Below are 19493 nucleotides of genomic sequence, written 5' to 3' on the forward strand. Positions count from 1 at the left end.
GTCACCCTACGGTGACGCCGTCAGGTCCGCCGTGGCCTCGACCGGCTCGTCGGCGACGGCCCACACCGTGTGGTCGTCGGCGTACAGGCGCGCGGTGAGGTGGTGGGTGCCGCGTCCGACGCGGTCGCCGGGGAGCCGGTAGTCGACGGCGCGCAGCCGGGCGAGGCAGCGCCCGTCGAGGTAGAGGCGGGCGTAGCCGCGGCCCGCCACGGCGCGGGCGGGGGCGTCCGGCGGGCTGAGCCGGAAGCGCCGGATCCAGATCCGCACGTCCCAGCCGCCCGCGGGTCCGGTGCGCGGCTTCACGATCACGCCGACCTCGGGGGCGTCCTCGTCGGATATCCGGCGGTAGTGGCGCCCTTCGTCATCGGTGCGGTCGATGACCTCTCCGGCGTGGCGCCGTCCGCCGTCGTCGTCCCCGCATCCGGCGGCGCCCGCGAGCAGGGCGCAGGTGAGCAGGGGCGCGGCGGCGGCGCGGATCGAACGGCGGACGGAGGGCATGCACCGGACGCTAGAGGACCGTTGACGTCGGCGGATCCCCCTCGGGGAGGAAGGCTGCGGCGCCCGCGTAGGCCGTGCGGCGGAGGGCCGACGGGCGGTGATGTCTTGCGCCACCCACCCCGGAATCCTACGGTGTCCCATAGGAATCATTGACGAGGGAGCGATGATGAGCGGGGACGCACGCAAGACGGCCCAGGGCCTCGGCTACCTGTCGGGCTTCGGGAACGAGCACGGCTCGGAGGCCGTGCCCGGAGCCCTTCCGCAGGGGCGGAACGCGCCGCAGCGCGCCCCGCTCGGCCTCTACGCGGAGCAGCTCAGCGGCACCGCGTTCACCGAGCCCCGCGCGCACAACCGGCGCTCGTGGCTGTACCGGATCCGCCCGTCGGCGGCGCACCCGGAGTTCACCCGCGCCGACAACGGCGCGATCCGCACGGCCCCCTTCACGGAGGCCGTCCCCGACCCCAACCGCCGCCGCTGGAACCCGCTTCCGGCCCCCGCTCCCGGCACCGACTGGCTGGCCGGCCTGTGGACGCTCGGCGGGAACGGCGACGCGACGCAGCGCTCCGGCATGGCGGTACACCTCTACCACGCCAACTCCCCCATGACGGGGCGGGTGTTCAGCGACGCGGACGGCGAACTGCTGATCGTCCCCGAGCACGGCGGGCTGCTGCTGCGCACCGAGTTCGGCGTGCTGGCCGCCGATCCCGGCGAGGTCGCGCTGATCCCGCGCGGCGTCCGCTTCCGCGTGGAGCTGCTCGACGACACGGCGCGCGGGTACGTGTGCGAGAACTACGGCGCCCCGTTCCAGCTCCCCGACCTCGGCCCGATCGGCGCCAACGGCCTGGCGAACGCGCGGGACTTCCGGGCGCCGGTCGCCGCGTACGAGGACACCGACGAGCCGGTGGAGGTCGTCAGCAAGTTCTGCGGCAACCTCTGGACAGCCACCTACGACCACTCCCCGCTCGACGTCGTCGCCTGGCACGGCAACCACGTCCCGTACGTATACGACCTGCGCCGCTTCAACGTCATCGGGAGCATCTCGTACGACCACCCGGACCCGTCGATCTTCACGGTGCTCACGTCGCCCTCGGACACGCCGGGGCTCGCCGGGGTCGACTTCGTCGTGTTCGCGCCGCGCTGGCTGGTGGGCGAGGACACGTTCCGGCCGCCGTACTTCCACCGGAACGTGATGAGCGAGTACATGGGCCTCATCGAGGGCGCGTACGACGCGAAGGCCGAGGGGTTCGTGCCGGGCGGCGGCTCGCTGCACAACATGATGTCGGCGCACGGCCCGGACCGGGACACGTTCGAGAAGGCGAGCGCGGCCGAGCTGAAGCCGCAGAAGGTCGACGACGGCCTCGCGTTCATGTTCGAGACCCGCTGGCCCGTCACGCTCGCCCCGCAGGCGGCGACGGCCGGACATCTCCAGCGCGGGTACGACGACGTGTGGCGCGGTCTGGAACGCCACTTCCGCGGCTGACCAAGAGGTTCGCCACATTGCACCACTCCCCCCACGACCGGTACGGATAACCCGTGACGTCATTCGCCCCGGACTCGATCGTCCTGAACCGCAAATTGCCGCTCTGGTATCAGGTGTCGCAGTCCTTGCGCGCCTCGATACTCGGGAGATCGCCGCAGGACCCGCTGCGCCTGCCCACGGAGGAGCAGCTTGCGGGTCACTACGGCGTCTCCGTGCTCACCATGCGTCAGGCGCTGAAGGAGCTGGAGGACGAGGGCCTCATCACCCGGCACCGGCGGCGCGGCACGTTCATCGAGCCGGACGCGCGGGAGGGAGCCCCGGTGCGGCTGCTCGGTTCGGTCGACGCGATCGTGGCGCAGCAGTCCGGCATGACCACGCGACTGCTCGAACACGGCACGACGCCGGTCCCCGTGGCCTTCGCCGACCACTTCCCGGGCGTCTCGACCGTGCCCGCGTACCACCGGCTGCGCAGCGACGAGAAGACCGGCGAGCCCACCAACCACGCCCGCAACTATCTGCGGCCCGACATCGGCGCCCGCGTCGACGTCGCGGACCTGGAGCGGTGGCCGATGACGAAGGTGCTGCGGGACGTGGTCGGCGTCCGGATCAGCCGGATCACGGACTCGGTGCAGGCGCGGCTCGCGGACCCGGAGACGGCCCGCCTCCTCGAAGTCCCCCTCCTGAGCCCGATCCTGCACTACACCGGCATCACCTACGACGAAGAGGGCAGGGTCCTCGACGTGGCGGTCATCCACTACCGGGGCGACCGCTTCTCGTTCACGGTGACGCTGGACGCGGACTAGACGGAACAGGCCCATGGGGGGACGTAGCATGCCGGGCGTGGTGACGAACGACCGGCTCGGTGACGCGACGCGGCTGACGGACCTCATGCCCTGGTCCGTCGCTCCGTTGCGCACGGGCCGCGGCTGGCCCGTCGCCCCGGACACCGCGTCCCTGAAGGCTCGTTGGGACACCTTCGTACGAGCGGAGGGGGACGCCCGCGCCGCGCTCCTCGAGCCGTCCCGCGCCCGCACCCTGCACACCGCCGCCGCCCAGCTGCCGGGCCAGCGCACCGGCACCGAACCGCTCGCGCACGCCGAAGGGCCCTGCCCCGAGCCCGTGCCGCTGCTGCACGGCCCGTTCGACGAGCAGTGGCTGATCCCGGACCAGCGGCTGCTCGACGCGGCGCGGCCCGAGCTGTGGCGGGTCGCGGACGAGCGGCAGCTGTTCCTCGTCGAGCAGGGGTACGTGCCCGACGCCGGCGGCCCCGCCCTCCTCGCGTCGGCCGTCCTCCCGGAGGGCCGCTCCCCCGCGGGCCGCCCAGGCCGCATCCGCCCGCTGTACCGCCGCCCCGGCGGCGCCGAGCCGAACGTGGCGCCGGGCCTGCTCACGCATCTGTCGGGGACGTACGACCGCGAGGTCACGGCCGCCGACCTGTTCGCGTGGATCCTGGCCGTCGGGGCCCGCGCGGGCTCCCCCGACGTCCGCGTGCCGCTGCCGGACGACGCCGACGTCTGGGCGCGCGGGGTCGACCTGGGGCGCCGCGTCCTGTGGCTGGAGCGGCGCGGTGCGGGCTCCGAACGCCCGAAGCTGCCCGGCGGCCGCCGCCCCTACGTCCGCGCCCCGCTGCCCGCCCGACCGACGGAGCTCCACTACGACCGCGACGAGGAGGCGCTGCTCATCGGCGAAGGGCGGGTCTCGCCGGTGCCCGCGGCGGCCTGGGACTTCCGGGTGAGCGGAGTCGGCGTCCTGGAGCAGTGGTTCGCGCGCCGCACGGCCCCGTCCGAGCCGGGAACGCTCGCGGCGGTGCGCCCGAAGACCTGGCCGCAGCCGTGGACCTCGCAACTCCTGGAACTGGTCACGGTCCTGACCCTGCTCGCCGAACTCGACCCGGCGCGGTCCGAGTTGCGCGCCGCCGCCCTCGCGGACCCGATCACGCCGGAGGACCTGGAGAAGGCGCACGTCCTTCCGGTCCCGGAGTCCGCCCGCCGTCCGGCCTCGGTCCTGGACCACCAGGAAGAGGGCCCCGGCGGCCAGTTCGCGTTCCTGTGAGCCGTCCTCAGCCCGCCACGAACCCCTCGAGCGTCCGCCGCAGCGCCCGCTCGAACACGGCCTCCAGGTCGATGGGCCCCGCGTCCTCGGCGAACGACGCGGCGAGCCGCGGATAGCGGCCCGACGCCAGCTGACCGCCCAGGTAGGCGATGCGCGCCGCCTGTTCCTGCTCGGCGCTCCACGGCAGGGAGCGGGTGCGCTCGGCGGTGGCGATCTCGTTGGCGACGTACGTCGTGACCACGCCGGTCACCGCGGCGATCAGCTCCATCTTCGTGCCGGACGGCAGGTCGAGCGGGTCGAGGCAGCTCAGGCAGTACTCCAGGTACGCAAGGGCGTTCGGGCTGAAGCCGTAGACCGGTGACATCAGGCGCGGCAGCCAGGGATGCCGGTGCATCAGGGTGCGCGTCTGCCGGGCGAGGCCGAGCACGTCGGCCCGCCAGTCGCCGCTCGGCTCGGGGAAGTCGTACTCGGCGCTGACGGCGTCGACCATCAGCTCGTACAGGTCCTCCTTGCGCGGCACGTAGTTGTAGAGCGACATCGTGCCCATGCCAAGCTCGCCGGCGATCTTCCGCATGGAGACCGCGTCGATGCCCTCCGCGTCGGCGACGCGGACCGCGGTCGCCGCGATGTCGGCTCTGCTGTGCGCGGGTCTCGGCCCCCGCCCGGCGCGCTCGGGGCGCGCCCAGATCACTTCGGGTTCGGCCGCTCGGCCCGCCATTGATCATCACCTCGCGCACCATCCTAGTTACGTACACCGTACGTAGTGCGCTACGGTGGGACCATGACTACTACGTACGCTGTACTGAGTCAGGGTCTCGAGCGGAGCTTCGGCAAGGGCGCGAAGGCCGTGCACGCCGTACGCGGCCTGGATCTGGCGGTGCGCGAGGGCACGGTCTGCGGACTGCTCGGGCCGAACGGGGCGGGCAAGACGACCGCGGTCCGGCTGTTGACGACGCTGCTCCGCCCGGACGCCGGCACCGCGCGTGTCGCCGGGCACGACATCACCGCGGACCCGCAGGCGGTGCGCCGCAGCATCGGCGTCACCGGGCAGTACGCGTCGGTCGACGGGGACCTCACGGGCCGCGAGAACCTGCGCCTGTTCGCCCGCCTGCTGCGCGCGCCGCGCGCCAGGGCCCGCGCCGACGAGCTGATCGAACGCTTCGACCTGGCCGACGCCGCCGACCGCGCGGCCCGTACGTACTCCGGCGGCATGCGGCGCCGCCTCGACCTGGCGGCGAGCCTGCTCACCCGGCCCGCCGTGCTCTTCCTCGACGAGCCGACGACCGGACTCGACCCGCACAGCAGGAACGGCATCTGGGACGCCGTGCGCGAGCTGTCCCGCGAGGGCACGACCGTCGTCCTCACCACGCAGTACCTGGAGGAGGCCGACCGGCTCGCCGACGACATCGTGCTGATCGACGAGGGCCGCGCCGCCCACACCGGTACGCCCGCCGAACTGAAGGCGCAGATCGGCCACTACGCGGAGGTCGTCGTGGCCGAGGAGGCGGGCGAGCGGGCGCTGCACGCCGCCGCCGTGGTCCTCGACCAGCTGACCGGGTCACGGCCCCGCCTCGACGCCCGGCGCCGCACCGTCGGCGCCGTCGTCCTCGACCCCTCGGTCACGCTCCCCAGCGTCGTGCGCGAACTCGACGCGTCCGGCGTCCCGTTGCTCGACGCGGCGCTGCGCCCGCCCACCCTCGACGAGGTGTTCCTGCGCCTCACCGCCACCACGACCCAGGAGGTCGCCGCATGAGCACCGCGATCCTGTACGACGGCACGGCCATGCTCGGCCGACACCTCCAGCGGGTCAGGAACGCCCCGGCGATCCCGATCCTGACGCAGACGATGCCGGTCGTCTTCCTGCTGTTCTTCGGCTACGTCTTCGGCTCCGCGCTCGCCATGCCGGGCAGCGACTACCGGGCGTTCCTGGTGCCAGGGATGCTGGTGGCGACGGCGGCCAACGGGCTGATGACCGGGATGTTCGGCGCGGCGCAGGACGCGCACCGGGGCGTGATGGACCGCTTCCGGGCGCTGCCGATGAGCCGCGCGGCGGTGCCGGTCGGGCAGGCGGTCGGGGATCTGCTGACGGCGGCGGTCGGCCTGGTGCCGCTGGTCCTCGTGGGGCTCGCGATGGGCTGGCGGATCGACGGCGGGCTGCCGGGCGCGCTCGGCGCGTTCGGGCTGCTGCTGCTCTTCCGGTTCGCGACGACGTGGGTGGGCATCCTGCTGGGTCTGGCGTCGCAGAGCGAGGAGGCGGCGGGTCAGCTGGGCAGCGCCACGTTCATGCTGCCGCTGCTGTCCAACGCGTACATCCCGACCGACGGGATGCCGGGGTGGGTGCGCACGCTCGCCGAGTGGAACCCGATCAGCGCCGTGGCCACGGCCGTGCGCGAGCTGTTCGGGAACGCGCCGGTGCCGCACGGCGCGGCCTGGCCGGTGACGCATCCGGTGGCGGGCTCCCTGGTGTGGTGCGCGGTGCTGCTCGCGGTGTCCGTGCCGCTCGCCGTCCGCCGCTGCGCGCGCGGCGGACGGTGAACAGGCTTTCCGCGGCGGCTACTTCTGGGGTTCGAGGGCGGGGCCGAGCGAGGAGAACTTCTCCTGGGAGACGACCCGCTTCGGCGGCCAGGTGATGTTGTTCGGCGGCCACTTCTGGCCGGTCTTCTTCAGGAACCACTCCGGCGGCTCGTACATGGGCGGCTCATAGCCGTCGGGGATCGCCGTCTTCCACTCGACGTCCTTGGTGCGGTCCTTGAACTCGTCCTTGATGGCCTTGAGCCGCTCCGGCTGGGTGATCAGGTCGACGGCGGTGGCCGCGAGGTACTTCGCGGCGGCCAGCACGGCGGCCTGTCCGGGCGCCGCTGCGGCACAGGCGGCGGTGGACCAGGTGTGCATCTTCGTACCGATCGGGGCGAGCGCGGAGCCCATCGACACGGTCGGCACGTTCCAGCTGATGTCGGCGACGTCGGTGGAGCCGCCGCCGAGGAACACCGGGTCCGGCGGCTTGAGTTCGGCGACCTTGTCGTGCATGCCGGCCTCGGGCAGCCCGAGCGACTTCTGGAGGTCCTTCGCCAACTGGTGGGCCTCGGCGCTGAACTCGGGCGGCCCGATCTGCCGCATGTTGTCGTGCAGCAGCTCCGCGAAGGACTTGGAGGGCAGCTGGTTCCAGCAGGCGGAGGTGATGCGGTGCTGCACCTTCGTCTGCGATGCCTTGGCGGCGGCCTCGGAGATGGCGATCACCTTGTCGAGCAGCACCTGGACGCGGGCGGTGCTGCCTTCGCGGACGTAGTAGGAGATCTCCGCGATCTCCGGAGTGACATTGGGGATGTCTCCGCCGTTGTTGATCACCCAGTGCAGGCGGGCGCTCGGCGCCATGTTCTCCTCGCGCAGGAACTCCGACATGGTCGCCATCATCACGGCGGCGTCGAGCGCCGACTTGTTGCCGAGCGGGGTGCCGCCGTGCCCGGCCACGCCGAGGAACGTGAAGGTCACGGCGGTCATGGCGTTGCTGGTGCCCCAGCCGGTCGCGTTGGAGGTCGAGGGGTGCCAGTCGAGGAAGGCGTCGAGGCCCTCGTACACGCCCTTGCTGACCGCGTACGTCTTGCCGATCAGGGTCTCCTCAGCGGTGGAGCCGAAGAACTTCACCGTGACGGGGAGCTTGTGCTTCTTCGCGGCCTGGGCGACCGCTGCCGCCGCCGCGGCGGCCGCCGTGCCGAGCGCGCTGTGCCCGCAGCCGTGGCCGGGACCGTAGCTCGGGGTGAAGGGGTCGTGGATGTACTCACGGGGGTCGTGGTGCCCCACGCCCTTGTTCTGCGAGAGGCCGGGCAGCGCGTCGTACTCGCCGCTGAACCCGAGCACCGGGCCGCCACTGCCGTACGAGAAGGTGGCGGTGAACGCGGTCGGGAAGCCGGCCGTGCCGAACTTCACGTCGAATCCGGCCCGTTCGAGGAAGCCGGCCTCGGCGAGCGAGGAGTTCCACTCGCGCAGCGACAGCTCGGCGTGCTCCCAGATCTCCTCGTTGAGGCCGGTGATCCGGGAGCTGTTGGCGCCGATCCAGGCGAGGGCCGAGGTCTTGGCGGGGCTGTCCTTCGCGAGGCCCTCCGGCGCCTCGTAGTCGGCGGGCGTCGCGGCCGCGGCGTCCGATGCGGCGGCCATCGCCGGGTCGGCCTGCGCGGTCATGGCGGCGGTGGTCACTCCGGCGGCGCCGAGCATCTGCATGATGCGGCGTCTGCTGATCTGCGGGCCCGATGTCGCCTGGGGCATCTCGTGCTCGTGGTGGTCGTGCAGGTCACACACGCGTACCTCCGGGGGTGAGGTTGCTGTAGCTGTAACTGCCAACGACGATCAGGCGCCACATTGAACCCTGGAGGTTGCCCCGTCAACATCCGTGCGTGACAAGCCGGTTACGCGAGGTGCGGAACGGCGGGCACGACAAAGGCCCGCATCGACCTCCTCGCCGGAGTGTCCACCGCGTGCCGTGGGGATGACGGTCGCTTTGATGCGCGGCGGAGCACCGGACGGCGCGGAGGCGCGATACGGGCCTTGTCTTCTACTGAGGCGGCCGGACTGCTAGTGGCCGCCGAACAGCGAGCGGCGAAGCCGCCGCAGGGGCGCGAAGAGGGAGACCCTCCGCACGCGTGCGCGCCTGCCGCTGCGCTCGTGCGCTGTGTCCCGCGTGGTCAGCTCGCGCATCAGCGTCGTCGCCTCGACCGTCTCGCGCTGCGGGACGGCAGGGCCGCCGAGCACCGAGAGATGGCGGTCGAGGCGCGAACTGGTCGCACTGTTCCCGCAGGTGATCGCAGGCACACGTGGCCTGCTGCGCACTGTTATCTGTTCCATGTCACTCCCCACCCGTACGAGGGCACCCGGCCCGGGCAGGTTAACCCTATCGCCCCCGCCCGACACTCGTGTATCCCGGTCGCAGTATTCACCTCCCTCGTAAGGGGGTTGACGGTTCGAAACCGATCACTCTCCGAATACTGCTTAATCCAGGGCGAGTTGGACAAGTGGGGCTCCTGAGGGCCTCTGGGAGCCGCCCGCGGGTTCGGTTGTCACAGCGAGTGATGAGCCGCTCGCAGTCAAGCCGGAGGCCACCGTGGGCGTGTCGGGCCCCTCGTCGGGCAGCAGACCGAGGGAACGCGGCGGCGCCGACGGCGTCATGAGCCACAACTGGTGGACCCGGCCGGGCGGCGCCGCGCCGAGCCCTGTGACAGTGATCACGGCGCTGCGCAGCTCGTCCGACGCGACCGCCCCGAGCCCGTCGGCGCGCACCGCCCGCGCGTCCGGCGCCGCGAGCACCCGCGCCACGGCGCGCGCCTCGGCCCGCTGAGCGTCGAGCCGGTCCGCCGTGCGCTCCAGCTGCACGGCGAACAGCGCGGCGACGGTGAGAGCGGCAGCGCCCGTGGCGACGCCGACCGGAATCAGCAGTCCACGCGCGCGTGGTGGGGCGTCCGCCACGGCCGCCGGGGCCTGGGCGGTGAGCCGTACGGCGGTCAGCACCCGCTCCCGCAGGGCGGCGGGCGGCGCCACCGCGGCCGAGCAGGCGAGCCGCAGGGAGCTCTCGGTCAGCGCCCGCACCTCGTCGGCACAGGCGTCGCAGCGGGCCAAGTGCCGCTCGAACCGGGCGCGTTCGCGCTGGTCGAGGGCGTCGAGGGCGTAGGGCGCGGCCAGCGAGTGGGCGCGGGAGCCGGATTGGAAGGGGAGCCTGGGGAGCCTCATGCGGCCTCCCCCAGGCAGGCGCGGAGCCGGCTGAGGCCGTCGCGCATCCGGGTCTTGACGGTGCCGAGCGGCACGGCGAGGCGCTGCGCGACCTCCCGGTAGGTGTAGCCCTCGTAGTAGGCGAGGGTCACGGAGCGGCGCTGAAGGTCCGTGAGGCCTTCGAGGCAGCGGCGCACCCACTCACGGTCCAGGTTCGTCTCCACCTGCTCGGCGACCTCGTCGAACGCGGTGCGGTGCCAGCGGCTCGCGGCCCGCTCCTCGCGCTCCCGGGCGGCGCGGGCCTGCCGCACCCGGTCGACCGCTCTGCGGTGGGCGTGCGTGAGGACCCAGGCCATGGCGGTTCCCCTGCGGGGGTCGAAGCGGGCGGCGTCCCGCCACAGTTCGAGGAACACCTCCTGGGTCACCTCCTCGGACTGGGCGGGGTCGCGCAGGACCCGGAGCACCAGCCCGTACACCGGCCCCGACACCAGTTCGTACAACTCCTCGTACGCCCGTACGTCGCCCCGGCCGACCATCGGCAGCAGCTTGTCCGCCCGCATCGGTTCCCCTCCCGCTCGGCGGCGCGGCCCGGTGCCGCGCCGCCCCCACTGGGTCGTTCGCGGCCGGGCCCGGTCCGGATCGGGTGCGCCGCGAAGTTTCGTGAAGGGAGTACGGGCGGGCGGGGCCGTGGCGCCCAACCGGCGGCCTGCCAATCGCCGGACGGCCGATCGGCGTCCGACCAATCCGCCGGGCGCGGCGCGCCGAATGGCTTGGCGTCAACCGCACTTCGTGCACGCACCGCGTGAGGACGGACCCATGACCTCTCTGTCAGCGAAGCCCCGGCGGGCTTCGGCAACGATGGCGCTCCTGGTGTGCGGCGCCCTGGCCGCGGGCGGGCTCGCGGCCGCCGGTGCCCCCGGCATCGGCCCGCAGCGCGCCGAGGCGTCCAGCCACCGCGAGGCCCCGCTGATCTCGGGCCAGCCGCAGTACGACAACACGGACGTGTACGCGTTCGTGAGCCCCGACAAGCCCGACACCACGACCCTGGTGGCGAACTGGACGCCGTTCGAGGAGCCGGCCGGCGGCCCGAACTTCTACCCGTTCCCCGAGGACGCCCACTACGACCTGCACATCGACAGCGACGGCGACGCGCAGGGCGACCTGCTCTACCGGTGGACGTTCAAGACACACACCAGGAACGGCGACACGTTCCTCTACAACACCGGCCCGGTGAACAGCCTCGACGACCCGAACCTCAACGTCACGCAGACGTACGACATCGATCTGCTGCGCCTGAAGGACCAGCGGATCGTGTCGAAGTCGAAGATCGCCGACGATCAGCCGGTGGCCCCTTCGAACGTCGGCAAGGCGTCGATGCCCGACTACAAGAAGCTGCGCGACCAGGCGGTGAAGAAGCTCGGCGGCGGCGTCACCTCGTACGTGGGCCAGGCCGACGACCCGTTCTTCCTCGACCTGCGCGTCTTCGACCTGCTGTACGGCGGGAACCTCTCCGAGGTCGGCCGGGACACGCTCAAGGGCTACAACGTGAACACGGTCGCCCTCCAGGTGCCCACCGCGTTCCTCACGGAGTCGAAGGACCAGCCCGTCATCGGCGTGTGGTCGACGACCTCCCGCAAGGACGCGAAGGGCGACTGGACACAGGTGTCGCGGCTCGGCAGCCCGCTGGTCAACGAGGTCGTGAACCCGCAGCGGGTCAAGGACCGCTTCAACGCGTCCGCGCCGTGGAACGACAGCCAGTTCCTGCCGTTCGTGACCGAGCCCGAGCTGCCGAAGCTGATCGAGTCGATCTACAAGATCAAGGCGCCGAAGACGCCGCGCAACGACCTGGTGGACGTCTTCCTGAAGGGCGTGAAGGGCCTCAACCAGCCCCCGGGCGTGCGTCCCTCGGAAATGCTGCGCCTCAACACGTCGATCCCGCCGACGAGTTCACCGAAGCGTCTCGGTGTCCTCGAGGGCGACAAGGCGGGCTTCCCGAACGGACGACGGCTCTCCGACGACGTCGTGGACGCCGAGCTCCAGGTCGTCGAGGGCGAACTCCTCGGCAAGAAGAACGACCTGGGCGACGCCGTGAACACGAACGACAAGAAGTTCGAGTCGGCGTTCCCGTACGTGGCGCTGCCCACGGAGGGCTCGCGCGGACCGCTCGCCAAGAGCAAGGCGCAGAGCGACACCGAGGTCCGCGACCAGCTGACCGGCAGTTCGACGCCCTCGGGGTCCGGTGACGACAGCACCCTCGTGGCGGCCTCCGTCGCAGCGGCGGGCGCCGGGTTCCTGCTGATCGGGACCGGGCTGCTGTGGTGGCGGGCCCGTGGCAGGCGGCGGAACGGGTTCGGCACGCCGTTCTCCCCGTGACCCGTCCCCCGGACCGGCGCGGCCCGCGTTCTCCTTCCTCCACGGCGCGGGCCGCGCCTCCCCTCGTCCTCACTGGAAACCGCCAAGGAGCGCGCATGCAGACCTTGTTCGGCCGGGGGTTCGGGCGGCTGCTCGCCCTGGGCGCCGCCCTCGCCCTCGCCCTCACCGCGGGCGCCCTCGTCGCCCACGACGACCCGCCGCCGCAGTCCACCGCGAGCACGGCCCCGAACCCGGCCCCTGCCCGGCTCGCCTCCGGGGACATCGGCCGCGGGATCTCCGCGCTCCAGAAGCACCTCGAGGCGCAGCCCAAGGACCACGCGTCGTGGGCCTCCCTCGGCACCGCGTACGTCGAGCAGGCGCGGGTGAGCGCGGACCCGTCCCGCTACCCGCAGGCCGAGCGCGCGCTCGCCCGCTCCCTGAGGCTGCGGCCGGGCAACGACCCGGCGCTGGCCGGGCAGGCGGCGCTCGCGGCGGCCCGGCACGACTTCCACGGCGCGCTCCGCCTCGCCCGCAGGGCCCTCGACGTCAACCCGTACAACGAGGCGGCGCTGGCGCTCCGCGTCGACGCGCTCGTCGAACTCGGCCACTACGAGCGGGCGTCGCGCGCCGTCGACGAGGCGGACGACCGTCGCCCCGGCATCCCGGTCTTCACCCGCTTCGCCTACGTCCACGAACTGCGCGGCGACGCCACGACCGCGCGCAAGGTCCTGGAGCGCGCCCTGGCCGGTGCCACGGCCCCCGGCGACGTCTCGTACGTGGCGACGGCCCTCGGCCAACTGGCGTGGCGCCAGGGCCACTACAAGGCCGCGCTCCGCCACTACGCGACGGCCCTGCGCGCCGACCCGACGTCCATCGCCGCCCTGGAAGGACGCGGCAGGGCCCGGGCGGCACGCGGAGACACGTCGGCCGGGATCCGCGACCTGAAGACGGTGGTCGCCCGCGCCCCGCTGCCCGCGGTCCTCGTCGAACTCGGCGAACTGTACGAGTCCCGGGGCGACCGCGCGGCGGCGAAGCGCCAGTACGCCCTCGTCGACACGTGGCTCCGTCTCGCCCGTGCGGGCGGCGTCGACGTCGACCTCGACACGGCCCTGGCGGCCACGGAGCACGGCGACCGGGCGGCGGGCCTGAAGGCGGCCCGCGCCGAGTGGCACCGCCGACAGACCGTCCACACGGCGGACGCCCTCGCCTGGGCCCTGCACACCACGGGCCACTCCGAGCAGGCCCTTCCCTACGCCCGCCGCGCCACGGCCACCGGCTACGACGAGGCCACGTTCCTCTACCACCGCGGCGTGATCGAACTCGCGGCGGGCGACAGGGCCGAGGGCCGACACCTGCTGCACCGCGCCCTCGACCGCAACCCGGCCTTCTCCCCCCTGGGCGCGAAGTCGGCGCGAGCGGCACTGGCCGCCGAGAAGGGATCGGCCCGATGAGGCACCGAACGCGGTACGCCACCGAGGACGACACGGGCGGCGGTCGCCGTCGGAACGGGAGTCGGGCGGCGAGGTGCTGGATGCGGTACGTCGTGGTGTGCGCGGTGGTCGGCGTCGGCGCGGGCGGGCTGCTGATCAACGGCGCCCCGCGGGCGTCCGCGCATCCGCTGGGGAACTTCACCGTCAACCATTACGACGGGCTGCTCGTCGGCCCCGGCGTCCTGCGCGTCGACCACGTGGAGGATCTGGCGGAGATTCCGACGCGGCAGGTCAGGGACGCACTCGACGAGCGGGGGCGGGAACGGTGGGCGCGGGAGCGGTGTGCGGGCGCCGCCGGGCGGATGCGCGTGGAGGTCGACGGGCGGCGTCGCGCACTCGACGTACGGGCGGCGGATGCCGTGTTGCGGCCCGGGCAGGCGGGGTTGCGGACGTTGCGGGTGGAGTGCGCGTTCGCCGCGCCGTTGCCGCGCGGCGAGAAGGTGCGCGTCGCGCTGCGTACGGGCGCCGGGCAGGGGCCCGGCTGGCGTGAGGTCACGGCGCGCGGCGACCGGACGACGCTGACCCGCTCGGACGTGCCCGCCGCGTCGGCGTCCGACCGGCTGACCCGCTATCCGAAGGGCCTGCTGTCGTCGCCGCCCGACCGGGTGTCGGCATCTGTCACGGCGGTGCCGGGTGGCCCGGCGGCGGGCGCCTCCCGCGACCGGCCGGCCGGCTCCGACGTGCTGCCGCGCGGCGCGGACCGCTGGACCGAGAAGCTGACCGGCCTGGTGTCACGGCACGAACTGGGCCCCGGCTTCGCGGCGTTGGCCCTCGGCATCGCCCTGCTGCTGGGCGCGCTGCACGCGCTCGCGCCCGGCCACGGGAAGACCCTGATGGCGGCGGCCGCCGCGGCCCGCCATCAGGCCCGGGTGCGGGACGTGCTGCCGCTCGCCGCGTCCGTGACGGTCACGCACACGCTCGGCGTGATCGCCCTCGGGGTGCTCGTGACGGCCGGTTCGGCGGCGACGCCGTCGGTGATCGCCTGGCTGGGCCTGGCGAGCGGGGTGCTGGTGACGTTCGCGGGGGTGGGCCTGCTGCGCCGGGCGTGGCACCACCGCACCCACGCCCACGACCACCCCCACACGCACGACCACAAGCACCACCATCACCACCCGATGCCGCGCCCCACCCTCCGCGGCACCCTCTTCCTCGGTTTCGCCGGGGGACTCGTGCCCAGCCCCTCCGCCGTCGTCGTGCTCGTCGGCGCCGCCGCCCTCGGCAAGGCGTGGTTCGGCCTGCTGCTCGTCCTCGGTTACGGCGCCGGGCTCGCGCTCACCCTCACCGCGGTCGGCCTGGCGGTGGTCCGGGTCGGCGGCCGGATCACCCGCGCCCTGACCGACGCCTCCCGCCCGGGACACGGCCCGCGCGGCACCGTGCTGCGCCGCGCCCTGGGCCGAGCGGTGCCGTTCGGTTCGGCGTGCGTCGTCGTGGTACTCGGCTGCGGATTGGTGTTCAAGGGGGCGGCAACGGCGCTCGGTTGAGCTACTTTTGTTCGTACTTGTCTTGCCGCACCGACTGGTATTGCCACGAATGGGGGCGCCCGTGGTGGAGCGTGTGGTCGCCGGACGGTACCGGCTGCTCGATCCGCTCGGCGAGGGCGGAATGGGCACGGTGTGGCGGGCCCGCGACGAGGTGCTCGGCCGCGAGGTCGCCGTCAAGGAGGTGCGCGCCCCCGCCGGGCTCCCGGACGCCGAGGTGCAGCGGATGTACGCGCGCCTGGAGCGGGAGGCGTGGGCGTCGGCGCGGGTCACGCACCGCAACGTGGTGACGGTGTACGACGTGGCCACCGACAGGGACCGGCCCTGGGTCGTCATGGAGTTGATCCGCGGTGTCTCCCTCGCCGAGCAGCTGGACGCGGACGGGCCGCTGCCGCCGGCCCGCGCCGCGCACATCGGCGCCGAGGTGCTCGCCGCGCTGCGCGCCGCGCACGACGTGGGCGTGCTGCACCGCGACGTGAAGCCCGGAAACGTACTGCTGTCGAACGACGGCCGGGTCGTGCTCACCGACTTCGGCATCGCGATGGTCGAGGGCACTCAGGCGCTCACGATGACGGGCGAGGTGATCGGCTCGCCCGAATTCCTCGCGCCGGAGCGCGCGTTGGGCCGCACGCCGGGCCCGGAGTCCGACCTGTGGTCGCTCGGCGTGCTGCTGTACGCGTCCGTGGAGGGCCACTCGCCGTTCCGGCAGGACACCCCGCTGAGCACGCTGCGGGCCATCGTGGACGAGGAGCTGCCGCCGCCGCGCCGGGCGGGCCCGCTGGCTCCGGTGATCGAGGGGCTGCTGCGCAAGGATCCGGCCGAGCGGACCCCGGCGTCCGACGCGGAGCGGGATCTGCGCATCGTCGGCTCGGGCGGCACGCTGCGCGCGGGCCCCGTGCAGGCGTCACCGCTGGCCTCGGCGCCGACGATGACGTCGCTCCAGTCGCCGGTGTCCACGCCTCCGCCGACGCCGGTGCCGATGGGCGCGGCCGGGACGTCGGGCACGGCCCCGGTCACCACCGAGCCGGGCCCCGGCTACCCGCGCCGCGCCTCCACCGCCCTGATCGCCGGCATCGTGGTCCTGCTCCTCGCCATCGGCGGACTGACGTACGCGCTGCTGAACCGGGACACGAACGACCCCAACGGGTCGGCGAACAACGGCGGCGGCTCGTCCGGCGGCTCGTCCGGCGGTTCGGGCGGCGGGCAGAGCACGGGCGGCTCCAACGGCGGCAAGGACGACGGCAACGGCTCGGGAGGCGGCGGAACCACCGGCGGCGACAACGGCGGCGGGGGCGGCTCGTCGAGCGGCGGCAACGGCGGCGGGAACGGCGGTTCTGGAGGCGGCGGCCACACCACGACCCCGGCGCAGTCCGTGCGCGTCAGCGTGCACGCGGTGCGCGGCAGTTACTCGGGCCCGTGCCCGCCGCCGTCCGGCGCGGCCCCCTCGTTCAGCGCGACGATCACCGTGGGCCGCGCCCCGGTCTCCGTGCAGTACCGCTGGGTGGTGCGGAACGGCGAGGCGTCGGACCCGGGCTGGAAGACGCTGAAGATCCCGAAGGGCGACACGAACGGCTCGGTCACGACCACGCAGACGAAGTACGAGGAGGGCGGGACGCTGCGCGACAGCATCGGCGTCGAGGTGCGCAGCCCGGTGGCGGCGACCTCGAACTACGTGTCGTACGCGATCACATGCAAGGTGGTGACGCCGACGAGCGGCGCCACCACCGGTTCACCCACGTACTGAGGTCCGCGTTCCGGATTCCGCTTTACGCGGCGGAGGCGAACACGGGCAGATAGCCGCCCGACTGTCCGGCGGCCGTGGGGTGGTAGGACTCGCCGATGTTCGACCAGTTGACGCTGTGCAGCCACGAGTCGCCGGAGCAGATCTCGTGCCCGGTGAACGTGGTGGTCACGTCGCCGAAGGAGAAGCCGCGGGTGCCGGCGTTCTGCTTGATGGTGGAGTTGAGGAGGTCGGCGGCGCCGTTGATGGCCGAGCGCTCGGTCTCGGTCAGTCCTGCGACGCAGCTGCCGCTGAGCTTGTAGAAGCGGGGGTAGCCGAGGACGACGACGTGGGCGGACGGCGCCTTGGTGCTGATCGCCGAGTAGACGTCGGAGAGCTTTCCGGGAAGCGTCGAAGTGATGTACGCGCGGGCCTCGTTGACGCGGTTGACGCAGGTCGACTCCGAGTACAGGACGCAGGTCGTCATGACGTCGGCGAAGCCCGCGTCGTTTCCGCCGATCGAGATCGACACGAGTCCGGTGCCCGAGCCGAGCGGGCCGAGCTGGTTGGCGATGACATCACCCGTACGAGCGCCCGAGCACGCGGTGAAATTAAAGCTCGCGGGTGAATGGGCGGCCGCCCACAGGACGGGGTACGCCTTGGTGGAGCGCTTGCAGTCACCGCTGTTTCCGTCGTAGCTGCCGGCGCCGACGCCGGAGGAGTAGGAGTCGCCGAGGGCCACGTAGCCCGTGGGGGCCGCGGAGTCGGCGGCCTGTGCGGCCGTCGCCCCTGTCAGGGCGGCGACCGCGGCGAGGGCGAAGGAGGAGACGTAGGCCGCAATCCGGAAAGATCTCATGGAACCTCCCTTTAGCAGGATCAGCAGGGTCTCTGCCGACCGCCGTTGTTGCAGGTTCATGTCAGGGGTATGACATACCCTCAGCTCAACGGCGCTACGCCCGTAGAGCCTTCTCCAACTGGACGCCGCGGGCCCGGAGTTGCCCGACGCGGCACCTTGACGTCGCCCCGGCGGCTGCGCGACATTGAAGCCCGGCATCCGGCGCTTCGGGGGGCAAAGTCGCCAATGCAGACCATCGGCATCAAGCCGTCTCCATCGGACGGCCCATATCTGCTCGCGGGGGCGGGCGCCGTCGCGGGAGGCGCGGGCCTGCTGCTCGCGCTCTCGGGCGCCGACACCCCGCTGCGCGGACCGCTCGCGCTCTTCTTCCTGCTCGCCGCGCCCGGCGCCGCGTTCGCCGCGGCGCTGCGCGGCCTCGATCCGTGGGCCCGGACGCTCGCCTCGGCCGCGGGCGCGGTCGCGGTCGTCATGCTCGTCGCCCAGGGAATGCTCGCCGTTCACCGCTGGTCGGTGAACGGCGGAGTGATCGCCATTGGGGCGCTCAGCGCTTCCGCTTTTCTTCTGCAATGGCTCGTCCGACGGCTGCGCGGGGGCGCACTGCCGGACATCCGTAAGCGGATCGGGAAAATCCACTGAGGAGGGACGCAAGTAAAGAGAATGGCCAAAACAATAAAAACGTGAGGCCTCGTTCCAGGTCTTGCCATACAGTCTCAATCATCAATACCGTCGTACATCCACCCGCATCGGGCCGGCACGAACAGCGATCAAGGGGAGGGACCGAGGTCGCGAAGGGTCCGGGCGGGGCGCGGCAGGGGGGTGCCGCGTTCCGGTGAGCCGCTCGCTTCGGCGTCCTGGGTCTCCGGGTCGCGTGCCGCGCGACCGGTCCGACAGACCGGTGTGTATTGCCAGCTCACCCGGCCCGTACGGAGAGCTCTTCCGGCACGGCCGTCAGTGAGAACCCCCCTTTCGAACCGGACACGAAGCCGGACCGCCCGGGGGCGGGCGGTCCACCGGACGAGAGGGACCAGACTCATGAGCAGTTCCGTTGTGCCTCCGGTGATACCCGAGGGGACACCTCCGGAAGGCCGAATTCCCGCCCGCTACCGGGCCATTTCCACGCACCTGGCGATCGCGCCGCGGGTCAGCGTGGTCATTCCGGCCATGAACGAGGCGGAGAATCTTCCGTACGTCTTCAAGACCCTTCCCGAGTGGATCCACGAAGTGGTTCTCGTGGACGGAAATTCGACCGACGACACCGTGGAAGTGGCCCGCGAATTGTGGCCCGACGTCGTGGTGGTCCCGCAGCGCGGAAAGGGCAAGGGGGATGCCCTGATCACCGGTTTCAAGGCGTGCGGCGGCGACATCATCGTGATGGTCGACGCGGACGGCTCCGCCGACGGCCAGGAGATCGTCTCCTACGTCTCCGCGCTCGTCTCCGGCGCCGACTTCGCCAAGGGCTCGCGGTTCGCCAACGGCGGCGGCACCGACGACATGACACCCATTCGCAAGCTCGGCAACTGGGCGCTGTGCTCGGCGGTCAACGCCAAGTTCGGCGCCCGCTACACCGACCTGTGCTACGGGTACAACGCGTTCTGGCGGCACTGCCTCGACGAGATCGACCTCGACTGCACCGGCTTCGAGGTCGAGACCCTGATGAACATCCGGGTCGTCAAGGCCGGCCTCAAGGTCCAGGAGATACCGAGCCACGAGTATCTGCGGATCCACGGCGCCAGCAATCTGCGCGCCGTCCGCGACGGGCTGCGCGTCCTCAAGGTCATCATGAAGGAGCGCTCCAACCGCCGCGCCCTGCGCAGCAGGCAGGCCCCCACGAAGCTCGGCCTCGTGCGGGGGGACGGGTCTTGACGGAGCGACA

Annotated in this window: 18 protein-coding genes; 11 read left to right on the forward strand and 7 right to left on the reverse strand. The window is 72.5% G+C overall.

Features of this window, described 5'->3' with window-relative positions; genetic code table 11:
• Positions 1-6: 6 nt before the first annotated feature.
• The gene (locus ACTWJ8_RS10375; RefSeq protein WP_443263649.1) at positions 7-498 is read right to left on the reverse strand and encodes a hypothetical protein; all 492 of its coding nucleotides are present in this window, start codon (positions 496-498) and stop codon (positions 7-9) included.
• Between the two features lie 166 nt (positions 499-664).
• Here ACTWJ8_RS10375 and hmgA point away from each other — a divergent pair, with 166 nt between their 5' ends.
• Genes hmgA through ACTWJ8_RS10390 form a run of 3 tightly spaced genes read left to right on the forward strand, consistent with a single transcriptional unit; the run spans position 665 to position 4030 of the window.
• Complete coding sequence (gene hmgA / locus ACTWJ8_RS10380; RefSeq protein ID WP_356387707.1) at positions 665-1978, forward strand: homogentisate 1,2-dioxygenase; 1314 nt, start codon at positions 665-667, stop codon at positions 1976-1978.
• Positions 1979-2031: 53 nt separating this feature from the next.
• Complete coding sequence (locus tag ACTWJ8_RS10385) at positions 2032-2781, forward strand: GntR family transcriptional regulator (protein WP_443263650.1); 750 nt, start codon at positions 2032-2034, stop codon at positions 2779-2781.
• 28 nt (positions 2782-2809) lie between these two features.
• Complete coding sequence (locus ACTWJ8_RS10390; RefSeq protein WP_356387967.1) at positions 2810-4030, forward strand: type ISP restriction/modification enzyme; 1221 nt, start codon at positions 2810-2812, stop codon at positions 4028-4030.
• Between the two features lie 7 nt (positions 4031-4037).
• Here the strand turns inward: ACTWJ8_RS10390 and ACTWJ8_RS10395 are convergent, their stop codons facing one another.
• Positions 4038-4748, reverse strand: a complete 711-nt coding sequence (locus ACTWJ8_RS10395; RefSeq protein ID WP_356387713.1) for a TetR/AcrR family transcriptional regulator — start codon at positions 4746-4748, stop codon at positions 4038-4040.
• A 63-nt stretch (positions 4749-4811) separates the two neighbouring features.
• Here ACTWJ8_RS10395 and ACTWJ8_RS10400 point away from each other — a divergent pair, with 63 nt between their 5' ends.
• Both ACTWJ8_RS10400 and ACTWJ8_RS10405 read left to right on the forward strand, forming a co-directional pair.
• The gene (locus tag ACTWJ8_RS10400; RefSeq protein WP_443263651.1) at positions 4812-5783 is read left to right on the forward strand and encodes an ATP-binding cassette domain-containing protein; all 972 of its coding nucleotides are present in this window, start codon (positions 4812-4814) and stop codon (positions 5781-5783) included.
• Positions 5780-6565 carry an ABC transporter permease gene (locus ACTWJ8_RS10405; RefSeq protein WP_443263652.1) on the forward strand — a complete coding sequence of 262 codons (786 nt, stop codon included), beginning with the start codon at positions 5780-5782 and terminating at the stop codon, positions 6563-6565. Before ACTWJ8_RS10400 ends, ACTWJ8_RS10405 begins: the two co-directional genes overlap by 4 nt.
• An 18-nt stretch (positions 6566-6583) precedes the next feature.
• On the opposite strand, the gene ACTWJ8_RS10410 is transcribed toward ACTWJ8_RS10405, so the two are convergent.
• The 4 genes from ACTWJ8_RS10410 to sigK all read right to left on the reverse strand — a co-directional run bounded on the left by ACTWJ8_RS10410 (position 6584) and on the right by sigK (position 10284).
• The gene (locus tag ACTWJ8_RS10410) at positions 6584-8323 is read right to left on the reverse strand and encodes an amidohydrolase (protein ID WP_443263653.1); all 1740 of its coding nucleotides are present in this window, start codon (positions 8321-8323) and stop codon (positions 6584-6586) included.
• Positions 8324-8596: 273 nt separating this feature from the next.
• Positions 8597-8866: a hypothetical protein gene (locus tag ACTWJ8_RS10415; protein WP_356387728.1), complete on the reverse strand. Its 270-nt coding sequence runs from the start codon at positions 8864-8866 to the stop codon at positions 8597-8599.
• A gap of 144 nt (positions 8867-9010) precedes the next feature.
• Complete coding sequence (locus ACTWJ8_RS10420; protein WP_443263654.1) at positions 9011-9745, reverse strand: anti-sigma factor; 735 nt, start codon at positions 9743-9745, stop codon at positions 9011-9013.
• The gene (sigK, locus tag ACTWJ8_RS10425) at positions 9742-10284 is read right to left on the reverse strand and encodes an ECF RNA polymerase sigma factor SigK (RefSeq protein WP_356387733.1); all 543 of its coding nucleotides are present in this window, start codon (positions 10282-10284) and stop codon (positions 9742-9744) included. The genes ACTWJ8_RS10420 and sigK overlap by 4 nt, the downstream gene beginning before the upstream one ends.
• A gap of 256 nt (positions 10285-10540) precedes the next feature.
• On the opposite strand from sigK, the gene ACTWJ8_RS10430 reads away from it, so the two are divergent.
• From ACTWJ8_RS10430 to ACTWJ8_RS10445, 4 genes are all read left to right on the forward strand, one after another.
• On the forward strand, positions 10541-12097 hold the full coding sequence (locus tag ACTWJ8_RS10430; protein WP_443263655.1) for a DUF4331 domain-containing protein: 1557 nt from the start codon (positions 10541-10543) through the stop codon (positions 12095-12097).
• Positions 12098-12192: 95 nt separating this feature from the next.
• Positions 12193-13527, forward strand: a complete 1335-nt coding sequence (locus ACTWJ8_RS10435; RefSeq protein WP_443263656.1) for a tetratricopeptide repeat protein — start codon at positions 12193-12195, stop codon at positions 13525-13527.
• A gap of 80 nt (positions 13528-13607) precedes the next feature.
• Entirely contained in the window at positions 13608-15047 is a 1440-nt protein-coding gene (locus ACTWJ8_RS10440; RefSeq protein ID WP_443263657.1) for an urease accessory protein UreH domain-containing protein, read from the forward strand.
• Positions 15048-15096: 49 nt separating this feature from the next.
• The gene (locus ACTWJ8_RS10445) at positions 15097-16788 is read left to right on the forward strand and encodes a serine/threonine-protein kinase (protein WP_443263658.1); all 1692 of its coding nucleotides are present in this window, start codon (positions 15097-15099) and stop codon (positions 16786-16788) included.
• Positions 16789-16810: 22 nt separating this feature from the next.
• Here ACTWJ8_RS10445 and ACTWJ8_RS10450 read toward each other — a convergent pair whose 3' ends face one another.
• Complete coding sequence (locus ACTWJ8_RS10450; RefSeq protein ID WP_356387745.1) at positions 16811-17620, reverse strand: SGNH/GDSL hydrolase family protein; 810 nt, start codon at positions 17618-17620, stop codon at positions 16811-16813.
• 225 nt (positions 17621-17845) lie between these two features.
• On the opposite strand from ACTWJ8_RS10450, the gene ACTWJ8_RS10455 reads away from it, so the two are divergent.
• On the forward strand, positions 17846-18256 hold the full coding sequence (locus ACTWJ8_RS10455) for a hypothetical protein (protein ID WP_356387749.1): 411 nt from the start codon (positions 17846-17848) through the stop codon (positions 18254-18256).
• 396 nt (positions 18257-18652) lie between these two features.
• A complete protein-coding gene (locus tag ACTWJ8_RS10460; protein ID WP_356387752.1) occupies positions 18653-19483 on the forward strand; it encodes a glycosyltransferase family 2 protein in 831 nt (276 codons plus the stop codon).
• The last annotated feature ends 10 nt before the right edge of the window (positions 19484-19493 follow it).

Source organism: Streptomyces sp. SDT5-1 (genome assembly GCF_052245995.1).
In the GTDB taxonomy this organism is placed as follows: domain Bacteria; phylum Actinomycetota; class Actinomycetes; order Streptomycetales; family Streptomycetaceae; genus Streptomyces.

Bases quoted from the DNA above. Each gene is read 5' to 3' on its own strand.
- ACTWJ8_RS10440 (WP_443263657.1), top strand. From the start codon at position 13,608: ATGCGGTACGTCGTGGTGTGCGCGGTGGTCGGCGTCGGCGCGGGCGGG.
- hmgA (WP_356387707.1), top strand. From the start codon at position 665: ATGAGCGGGGACGCACGCAAGACGGCCCAGGGCCTCGGCTACCTGTCG.
- ACTWJ8_RS10450 (WP_356387745.1), bottom strand. From the start codon at position 17,620: ATGAGATCTTTCCGGATTGCGGCCTACGTCTCCTCCTTCGCCCTCGCC.
- ACTWJ8_RS10460 (WP_356387752.1), top strand. From the start codon at position 18,653: ATGAGCAGTTCCGTTGTGCCTCCGGTGATACCCGAGGGGACACCTCCG.
- ACTWJ8_RS10445 (WP_443263658.1), top strand. From the start codon at position 15,097: ATGGGGGCGCCCGTGGTGGAGCGTGTGGTCGCCGGACGGTACCGGCTG.
- ACTWJ8_RS10390 (WP_356387967.1), top strand. From the start codon at position 2,810: ATGCCGGGCGTGGTGACGAACGACCGGCTCGGTGACGCGACGCGGCTG.
- ACTWJ8_RS10430 (WP_443263655.1), top strand. From the start codon at position 10,541: ATGACCTCTCTGTCAGCGAAGCCCCGGCGGGCTTCGGCAACGATGGCG.
- ACTWJ8_RS10420 (WP_443263654.1), bottom strand. From the start codon at position 9,745: ATGAGGCTCCCCAGGCTCCCCTTCCAATCCGGCTCCCGCGCCCACTCG.
- ACTWJ8_RS10405 (WP_443263652.1), top strand. From the start codon at position 5,780: ATGAGCACCGCGATCCTGTACGACGGCACGGCCATGCTCGGCCGACAC.
- ACTWJ8_RS10395 (WP_356387713.1), bottom strand. From the start codon at position 4,748: ATGGCGGGCCGAGCGGCCGAACCCGAAGTGATCTGGGCGCGCCCCGAG.
- ACTWJ8_RS10400 (WP_443263651.1), top strand. From the start codon at position 4,812: ATGACTACTACGTACGCTGTACTGAGTCAGGGTCTCGAGCGGAGCTTC.
- ACTWJ8_RS10415 (WP_356387728.1), bottom strand. From the start codon at position 8,866: ATGGAACAGATAACAGTGCGCAGCAGGCCACGTGTGCCTGCGATCACC.
- ACTWJ8_RS10435 (WP_443263656.1), top strand. From the start codon at position 12,193: ATGCAGACCTTGTTCGGCCGGGGGTTCGGGCGGCTGCTCGCCCTGGGC.
- ACTWJ8_RS10455 (WP_356387749.1), top strand. From the start codon at position 17,846: ATGCAGACCATCGGCATCAAGCCGTCTCCATCGGACGGCCCATATCTG.
- sigK (WP_356387733.1), bottom strand. From the start codon at position 10,284: ATGCGGGCGGACAAGCTGCTGCCGATGGTCGGCCGGGGCGACGTACGG.
- ACTWJ8_RS10375 (WP_443263649.1), bottom strand. From the start codon at position 498: ATGCCCTCCGTCCGCCGTTCGATCCGCGCCGCCGCCGCGCCCCTGCTC.